Source organism: Mycetocola sp. (assembly GCF_025464835.1).
Classification (GTDB): domain Bacteria; phylum Actinomycetota; class Actinomycetes; order Actinomycetales; family Microbacteriaceae; genus Mycetocola_A.
The window spans coordinates 1-7,349 of record NZ_JAODMP010000032.1 but is presented as its reverse complement, the minus strand read 5'-3'; the positions used below and the strand labels follow the sequence as shown (position 1 = coordinate 7,349).

The following is a 7,349-nucleotide window of genomic DNA, read 5'->3' as shown; positions in this document are numbered from 1 at the left end:
CGGCGCATACGGCACGCGATACCCTTTCAGGGTGAGCACTACACCGAAACTTTCCACGAAGATTTCCGCCATCGCCGAGTCGGCCACACTGAAAGTGGATGCCAAAGCAAAAGCGCTGCAGGCACAGGGCCGCCCTGTGATCAGTTACGCGGCTGGCGAGCCGGACTTCGCCACCCCCGCACACATCGTCGAAGCCGCGATTGCCGCAGCGAGGGACACGAAAAATCACCGCTACACGCCGGCCGCCGGGCTGCCGGACCTGCGGGAGGCGATCGCGGCGAAGACACTGCGGGATTCCGGTCTCGCGGCATCCGCGAGCCAGGTGCTCGTGACCAATGGCGGCAAGCAGTCGGTGTACGAAGCGTTCCAGGTGCTCCTGAACCCGGGCGACGAAGTGATCGTGCCGACGCCGTACTGGACCACGTACCCCGAGGTCATCGCGCTCGCTGACGGTGTGGCCGTCGACGTGTTCGCGGATGCCTCCCAGGACTACAAGGTCACCGTCGAGCAACTCGAAGCCGCCCGCACCGATCGCACCACGGTGCTGCTTTTCGTGTCGCCGTCGAACCCGACCGGTGCCGTGTACACGCCGGAGGAGACCGCGTTGATCGGACGATGGGCGCTCGAGAACAACCTCTGGGTGATCACCGATGAGATCTACCAGAACCTCACCTACTCCGGCGCGAAGGCAGTATCAATCGTCGAAGCCGTGCCGGAACTCGCCGAGCAGACCCTGCTCGTGAACGGCGTCGCGAAGACCTATGCGATGACCGGCTGGAGGGTGGGCTGGACCGTCGGACCGGCATCCGTCATCAAGGCGCTCGCGAACCTGCAGTCGCACCTCTCAGGCAACGTCAACAACATCGCCCAGCGAGCGGCGATCGCCGCCCTGACTGGGCCACAGGACGACGTCGATGCGATGCGCCAGGCGTTCGACCGCCGCCGCGGCGTCATCGTCTCTGAGCTGAACAAGATCGAGGGCTTCCGCACGCCGACGCCCGAGGGCGCGTTCTACGTCTACCCCGACGTTTCGGCACTGCTCGGCCGCGAATGGGGCGGTGTCACGCCCACGACTTCCCTCGAGCTCGCCGACCTGATCCTCGACCAGGCTGAGGTCGCCACCGTGCCCGGTGAAGCGTTCGGGCCGTCCGGTTACCTTCGATTCAGCTACGCGCTCGGCGACGAGCCACTCCTCGAAGGGGTGCAGCGGCTGCAGAAGCTGTTCGGCTGACGCCAGCCGGCGGCATCCGTTCGTCCCACCTCACATTCAGGAGATCACTCCAAATTCAGCAGATCTTGCTCGACACGCCGCACGAGAGCGCTCCCATACGGCGTGTCGCGACAGTTCTGCTGAATTTGGACGTGGTTGCTGAATTTGGAGTCAACCCCAGGTGACAGAGCACGGATGCCGTCGGCCGGGGCGAGCGGACGAGCGGGCAGAGCGGGACAAGCGGACAAGCGGACGAGCGGGCCGAGCGGGCGAGCGGGCCGAGCGGGCCGAGCGGGCCGAAACTACAGCGAGACGCCGACGAAGACCGGTTCGGGCTGCAGCACGACCCCGAACTCCGCGGCGACGCGGGCCTGCACGAACCGGGCGAGCGCGGCGATCTCATCGGCGGTCGCCCCACCCGTGTTAGTGATCGCGAGGGTGTGCTTCGTCGAGATCCCGGCCCGGGAGCCCGGCAGCCGGAATCCGCGACGGATGCCTGACCGCTCGATCAACCACGCGGCACTGAGCTTCACCTGCGCGTCGTGTTCGAACGACGGGGCGGGGACCGAACCATGCCACTCCTCCAGAGGAATGACGACGTCCGGCTCGTGGTCTTCCGTGATCGGCCAGCGCGGAGCATCCGCCGGAAGGCTTCGCGCGAAGGCCTCCGAGACGATCGGGTTCGTGAAGAAGGATCCGGCGCTGTACGTGTCGGGGTCGGCCGCGTCGAGCACCATCCCCTTCGACGATCGCAGGCCGAGCACGGTGCGGCGGACGTCGGCGATCGGCAACCGCGCGCCGAGCTCGACGCCCAGGGCGGTCGCAAGCTGGGCGTAGCCGATCGGGGCGCTGAGCCCGGCATCGTCGGAGAGATCCAGTTCGATAGCGACGACGACGCCGTCCCGTTCGGGAACCGACCCGCCGTGCCGTTTGAGCACCGAGGTCCGGTAGCCCAGAGCGAGTTCCGCCGCCGGCACCCGCACAACCTCAAGCAGGTCACGGTCCAGCAGATCGACGGAGACGAGCACACTCTCGAGCTCCTGGCCGTATGCGCCGATGTTCTGGATCGGTGCGGCACCGCTCGACCCGGGGATGCCGGTGAGAGCTTCGATTCCGCTCCATCCGTTCCCGACAGCGAAGGCGACGAGCTCGTCCCACGACTCTCCTGCTTCGACCCGGAGCCGTACCCTGCCGGGCGCCGACTCCAACCGCTCGATGCCGCGCGTCGCGACCTGGACGACAGTGCCGTCGAAGCCCTCGTCGGCGGCGAGGGTGTTGGAGCCCCCACCGAGGATCAGTGGTTCTTCGCCGTTCGCCCAGTCGTCGAGTACCGTTGCCACAAGCGTCTCGCGTGTGGTCGCCTGCACGAGCCGTTCGGCCGGACCACCGACGCGCAGCGTTGTGAGATCGGAAAGAAGTGTCGTCATCGCCTAACCGAGCTTCACGACGGCCTGGGCCTTGCCGAGCACCGTCGCCCCGTCGAAGGTGACTGTGAGGTCCACGCGGGCGGTGGTGTCTGTGAGGGCGCCGACCTTCGCGGTGACGGTGACGGCCGCTCCTGTTTCGGGGTCGACCACGACCGGACGGGTGAATTTGACCTGATAGTCCACGATCCGCGCGGGATCACCGGCCCACTCGACGATCGGCTGAACGGCGAATCCCATCGTCAGCATGCCGTGGGCGAGCACGCCGGGCAGCCCGACGGACAACGCGACATCGTCGCGGTAGTGGATCGGGTTGAAGTCGCCGGATGCCCCGGCGTAACGCACAAGGGAATCCCGGGTAAGCGCGAACTCCCGCTCGGCGACGACATCCCCGACGCTCAGCGAGTCGAGCCGCGGCGCGCTCATTCGCCGCCCCGGACGACGAGGGTGGAGATGGCGGTGACGACGTGGGCGCCGGAGGCGTCGAGCATCTCCGATGACGCGGTCACCATGGCGTGCGGTCCCAGGGTCTTCACGCTCGTGACAGTGAGGGTGGCGGTGAGCTCATCGCCGGCAACGATCGGCCGGGAGTAGCTGAACCGCTGGTCGCCGTGCACGACCCGGGTGAAGTCGATGCCCGCGTCCGGCTCGCCGAGCAGCTGGGCGAGGGTGTGCTCCTGGATCACGACGGGGAAGGTGGGGGGTGCGACGACGTCCGCGTGACCGGCCGCTCTCGCGGCATCCGGGTCGAGGTTGATCGGGGAGTCGGCGAAAACGGCGCGAGCGAACTCACGCACTTTCTCACGACCGACGAGGTAGGGCGGGGCCGGCGCGAAGACGCGGCCCTGGAGTTCGGGGTTCACTGACACGGAATCCAGCCTACCCGGCGCCTCTCGGGACGCCGGGTAGCGCTGCCCTACTTGCGGCCGCCGCCGAGGAGCCCGCCGAGAATGTCACCGATGCCGCCGGAGCTGCCGCCCTTCGAACTGCCACCGCCGAGGAGCCCGCCGAGAATGTCACCGATGCCGCCACCGGTCGACCCCGATGAAGTTCCTCTACCGAGGAGATCGCCGAGCATGCCGCCCAGTCCCCCCTCGGCTTCCTTCCTGGGCTGTTTGGGTTGCATCGGCTCGGTGGGTTGAACGGTCTCGGTCGTCGGCTTGCGTTCCTGGAACGTCTTGGCGAGGTAGCTGAGCACGATGGGAGCAAGGATCGGCAACAATTTGCCGATCACGGGGCCGAGTCCCTGACCGCTCAACGCTGCGGGCTGTGCGCCGAGCGTCGCAACGACCTGCTCTGTGTTCGGGCCGAAGATGTGCGACACGATCTTCTCGCCGTCGTTCGTGTCGACCTCGTCGAGGTCGACTCCGCCGTCCACAAGGGCTGGGGAGTGCCTGGTGACCGCCTTTTCGATCGATGCGGCGCCGCCCGGATCCTTCGCATTGGCTTCGAGACCGCCGACCAGCGCGGGAAGAGCCTGCTCGACCGCCGCGCGGGCGGTCCGTTCGTCGACACCGAGTTTCGCAGCCACGTCACTCATCGGGATCTGGCTCATCAGTTCATCCAGGGATGCCATGTGCTTCCTTCCGGTTACGGCCGCACGTCGGCGGCGGCTCTCCCGAAAGGGTACCGAGGCCCGTTTCCGAACGGGTAGGGGTAGCGCTAGCTGGAGAAATCAGGACGACCGCACGGCCTTCACGATCAGCTGCGTGACGACGACCGCGAGGAAGGCCGCGAAGAGAATGTTCGCCGCCTGCGGGGAGATCCCGGCCGCGACAACGGCCCCCAGAGCCGTCGTTGTGCAAGCCGAGACCCCGATCACCGCCGCCGCCGGGAGGTCGACGTTCTTGCGCACGACGTTGCCGATGGTGCCGGAGAGAGCGGTCGGGATCATCATCAGCAGGCTCGTGCCCTTCGCGATGAGGTCGCTCGCCCCGAACAGCACAATCAGCATCGGCACGACCACGGCCCCGCCGCCGATCCCGAGCAGGCCGGACAGCACGCCGGTGATCAGGCCGAGCGCCACGAGGCCGATCACCGATCCGGCCGTGAACTCGATCGACGCATCGCGCGACGGAATCACGAGGAACAGGCTGACGATCACCACGAGGAGAAAGGCGATGAAGCCCCAGCGCAACGCCCGCCGCGGCAGCCGACTGAGCAGGTGGCTGCCCACCTGAGCGCCGATGATCGCACCGGCAGCCAGCAGGGCCGCCGCCACCCAGTCCACCGAACCCCCGAGCGCATAACTCACGACACCGACGATCGACATCGGCACGATCGCCGCGAGCGACGTTCCAGCCGCGATCCGCTGGTCGTCCAAAACCAGGAGCAACAGCGCCGGGACGATGAGGATGCCACCCCCGACACCGAACAGCCCGGACAGGAAACCGGCGGCAAGACCGATCAGGACCAACCGGACCCAACGTCCCGCGGTGTGCTGCTGTGGCATCCTTCTCCCTGATCGTGGCGCGAGGTTCCGACGCTACCACCGCCCCGGTAGCGTGATGGCATGCACATCAGGGATGCCGGCGACCCGGATTGGGCGGGCATCTGGCCCTTCCTCCGTGACATCGTCGCCGCCGGAGAAACGTATTGCTGGCCAGCCGACACCGCTGAGGAGGATGCCAGGGTGTGGTGGATGGGCAAGGCGGGCGGGCGGGTGTTCGTCGCCGTCGACGAGTCAGGCGCGGTTCTCGGCACAGCGGAGTTGCACCCGAATCAGCCTGCCGCCGGGGCGCACGTCGCGAACGCCGGTTTCATGGTGGCTCCCGCCGCCACCGGGCGAGGTGTCGGCCGGGCGCTCGCAGCGCATGTTCTCGACCAGGCAGCTCGCGACGGCTACCGGGCGATGCAGTTCAACGCCGTCGTGGAGACCAACACCGGGGCGATCGCGCTCTGGCAGTCGCTCGGCTTCCGCATCCTCGCGACGGTGCCCGACGCCTTCGACTCCCCCACTCGCGGCCCTGTGGGGCTCCACATCATGCACCGGATGCTGGAACGCGCGTCCTCCTGACCGGTCCGGGTTCCGTCCGGTCGCGTCGAACGCACATCGGAGACTGGCAGAATTGAAGTAGGTGAGCGAATTCCGCCGCCGAAGGAAGAGGTCCCGATGAAGGTCATTGCTGATACCGAAGTGTGTGTCGCCGCCGGCGTCTGCGTGAATATCGCCCCGGCTGTCTTCGACCAGGATGACGAGGTCGGCAAGGTCATCCTGCTGAACCCGAACCCCGGTGCCGAGGATTACGAAGCGGTGCGTGACGCCGTTCTCAGTTGCCCGTCCGCCGCCCTCCGCCTGCTCGAGGACTGATGACGGTCGGACCCTCCCGCATCGTTCTCGTCGGGGCGTCGGCCGCCGGCCTGACGACCGCGGCCGCGCTGCGGCGGAACGGGTACGACCGCGACATCACCCTCGTCGACGCGGAAGCGCACTCCCCATACGATCGACCGCCGCTGTCGAAACAGCTGCTTTCCGGTGAGTGGGAGGGGGAACGTTTGCTGCTGAAGACGCAGGACGAACTCGCCGAGCTGGGCGTCAGCATCCGCTCAGGGGTGCGAGCGACCGGGGTGGACCTCTCGGGCCGACGCGTGACGATCTCCGACGGAACGGAACTGGGGTTCGACCAGCTCGTGCTCGCGACCGGGGTGCAGCCGCGCAAGCTGCCGGGCACCTCCCAGTTGCGTGGCGTGCATACGCTGCGCACGGTCGACGACGCACTCACGCTGCGGGCGGAACTGCAATCGGGCAGGCGACTGGTTGTCGTCGGTGGCGGATTCCTGGGCACCGAAGTGGCAGCGACCGCTGTAAGCCTCGGTGTCGACGTGACGCTCGTCAGCGCAGCGCCCACGCCGCTCGAACGGAGCCTCGGCGCGGATGTCGGCGGCCAGGTCGCCGAACTGCACCGCGCTCACGGCGTTGCACTGCGGATGGGCCCTGAGTCCGCCGTCGTGTCGCTCGTCGAGACGGGCGGCGTCGTCACAGGCGTCGAGCTGGCGGATGGAACACGACTGGCGGCCGACGTGGTCTTCGTGGCGATCGGAGCTGCACCCGACCTCGACTGGCTGCAGGGAAGCGGCATCCCGCTGGGCGACGGCATCGAGTGTGCCCCCGACCTGTCTGCGGCACCCGGCGTGTACGCCGCCGGGGATGCCGCCCGTTGGTGCAATCCGGTATTCGACGAGTTCATGCGGGTGGAGCACCGCACCAACGCGACCGAGCAGGGCATGCACGTCGCACGGCGTCTTCTCGACGGCGAGCCTGATGCGTTCACCTCGGTGCCGTACTTCTGGACCGATCAGTTCGACCTCAAACTACAGGTGCACGGCTGGTTGCGGGGGTACGACGAGGTGAGAGTCGTCGAGGGTTCGTTCGACGAGAAGCGGATGGTCGCGCTGTTCCGGCGCGGGGACCGGCTTGTGGGCGTGATGGGGATCGGGGCGGCGAAGGTGGTGCGGCAGTGGCGCCAGCACGTCCTCGACGGTGCGGCGTGGGCATCCGTCGTTCCCGAGTAGAGAGTCCTGCGATCGCGGGGACGGCGGTGGCATCGTGCACCGGCGCCCATGGGCGCCCGACCACAACCTCGGCACAGAATGCTGTCGCCCGCCTGAGTTCGGCGCCTTTGGTCTTCTCCGGTGCCGACAGCTCGCACGATTAAGAGGAGATCGCACGATCTACCGGATGCTTTCGCGACGTCGGTCCTGCTAACCGTGCGACC

The 7,349-nt window shown here is 67.6% G+C and carries 9 protein-coding genes; 4 read left to right on the top strand and 5 right to left on the bottom strand.

Going from position 1 to position 7,349, the window contains the following annotated elements:
* Positions 1–31 precede the first annotated feature (31 nt).
* On the top strand, positions 32–1,231 hold the full coding sequence (locus tag JWP90_RS04475) for a pyridoxal phosphate-dependent aminotransferase (RefSeq protein WP_297360256.1): 1,200 nt from the start codon (positions 32–34) through the stop codon (positions 1,229–1,231).
* Between the two features lie 281 nt (positions 1,232–1,512).
* On the opposite strand, the gene JWP90_RS04470 is transcribed toward JWP90_RS04475, so the two are convergent.
* The 5 genes from JWP90_RS04470 to JWP90_RS04450 form a co-directional block, all read right to left on the bottom strand.
* Positions 1,513–2,637, bottom strand: coding sequence for a UDP-N-acetylmuramate dehydrogenase (locus tag JWP90_RS04470; protein ID WP_297360253.1), 1,125 nt, complete (start codon positions 2,635–2,637; stop codon positions 1,513–1,515).
* Between the two features lie 3 nt (positions 2,638–2,640).
* Positions 2,641–3,060, bottom strand: a complete 420-nt coding sequence (locus JWP90_RS04465; RefSeq protein ID WP_297360250.1) for a MaoC family dehydratase — start codon at positions 3,058–3,060, stop codon at positions 2,641–2,643.
* The gene (locus JWP90_RS04460; protein WP_297360247.1) at positions 3,057–3,503 is read right to left on the bottom strand and encodes a MaoC family dehydratase N-terminal domain-containing protein; all 447 of its coding nucleotides are present in this window, start codon (positions 3,501–3,503) and stop codon (positions 3,057–3,059) included. The genes JWP90_RS04465 and JWP90_RS04460 overlap by 4 nt, the downstream gene beginning before the upstream one ends.
* Positions 3,504–3,550: 47 nt before the next feature.
* The gene (locus JWP90_RS04455) at positions 3,551–4,210 is read right to left on the bottom strand and encodes a DUF937 domain-containing protein (RefSeq protein ID WP_297360244.1); all 660 of its coding nucleotides are present in this window, start codon (positions 4,208–4,210) and stop codon (positions 3,551–3,553) included.
* 99 nt (positions 4,211–4,309) lie between these two features.
* On the bottom strand, positions 4,310–5,086 hold the full coding sequence (locus JWP90_RS04450; protein ID WP_297360241.1) for a sulfite exporter TauE/SafE family protein: 777 nt from the start codon (positions 5,084–5,086) through the stop codon (positions 4,310–4,312).
* A 60-nt stretch (positions 5,087–5,146) separates the two neighbouring features.
* Here JWP90_RS04450 and JWP90_RS04445 point away from each other — a divergent pair, with 60 nt between their 5' ends.
* From JWP90_RS04445 to JWP90_RS04435, 3 genes are all read left to right on the top strand, one after another.
* Complete coding sequence (locus JWP90_RS04445; RefSeq protein ID WP_297360238.1) at positions 5,147–5,650, top strand: GNAT family N-acetyltransferase; 504 nt, start codon at positions 5,147–5,149, stop codon at positions 5,648–5,650.
* A 96-nt stretch (positions 5,651–5,746) separates the two neighbouring features.
* On the top strand, positions 5,747–5,944 hold the full coding sequence (locus JWP90_RS04440) for a ferredoxin (protein ID WP_297360235.1): 198 nt from the start codon (positions 5,747–5,749) through the stop codon (positions 5,942–5,944).
* Positions 5,944–7,146, top strand: coding sequence for an FAD/NAD(P)-binding oxidoreductase (locus tag JWP90_RS04435; protein ID WP_297360232.1), 1,203 nt, complete (start codon positions 5,944–5,946; stop codon positions 7,144–7,146). The genes JWP90_RS04440 and JWP90_RS04435 overlap by 1 nt, the downstream gene beginning before the upstream one ends.
* Positions 7,147–7,349: the final 203 nt, after the last annotated feature.

What these genes read in the sequence shown, in the direction of transcription:
- JWP90_RS04465 (WP_297360250.1), bottom strand. Translation starts at nt 3,060, where the DNA reads ATGAGCGCGCCGCGGCTCGACTCGCTGAGCGTCGGGGATGTCGTCGCC.
- JWP90_RS04445 (WP_297360238.1), top strand. Translation starts at nt 5,147, where the DNA reads ATGCACATCAGGGATGCCGGCGACCCGGATTGGGCGGGCATCTGGCCC.
- JWP90_RS04440 (WP_297360235.1), top strand. Translation starts at nt 5,747, where the DNA reads ATGAAGGTCATTGCTGATACCGAAGTGTGTGTCGCCGCCGGCGTCTGC.
- JWP90_RS04455 (WP_297360244.1), bottom strand. Translation starts at nt 4,210, where the DNA reads ATGGCATCCCTGGATGAACTGATGAGCCAGATCCCGATGAGTGACGTG.
- JWP90_RS04470 (WP_297360253.1), bottom strand. Translation starts at nt 2,637, where the DNA reads ATGACGACACTTCTTTCCGATCTCACAACGCTGCGCGTCGGTGGTCCG.
- JWP90_RS04450 (WP_297360241.1), bottom strand. Translation starts at nt 5,086, where the DNA reads ATGCCACAGCAGCACACCGCGGGACGTTGGGTCCGGTTGGTCCTGATC.
- JWP90_RS04435 (WP_297360232.1), top strand. Translation starts at nt 5,944, where the DNA reads ATGACGGTCGGACCCTCCCGCATCGTTCTCGTCGGGGCGTCGGCCGCC.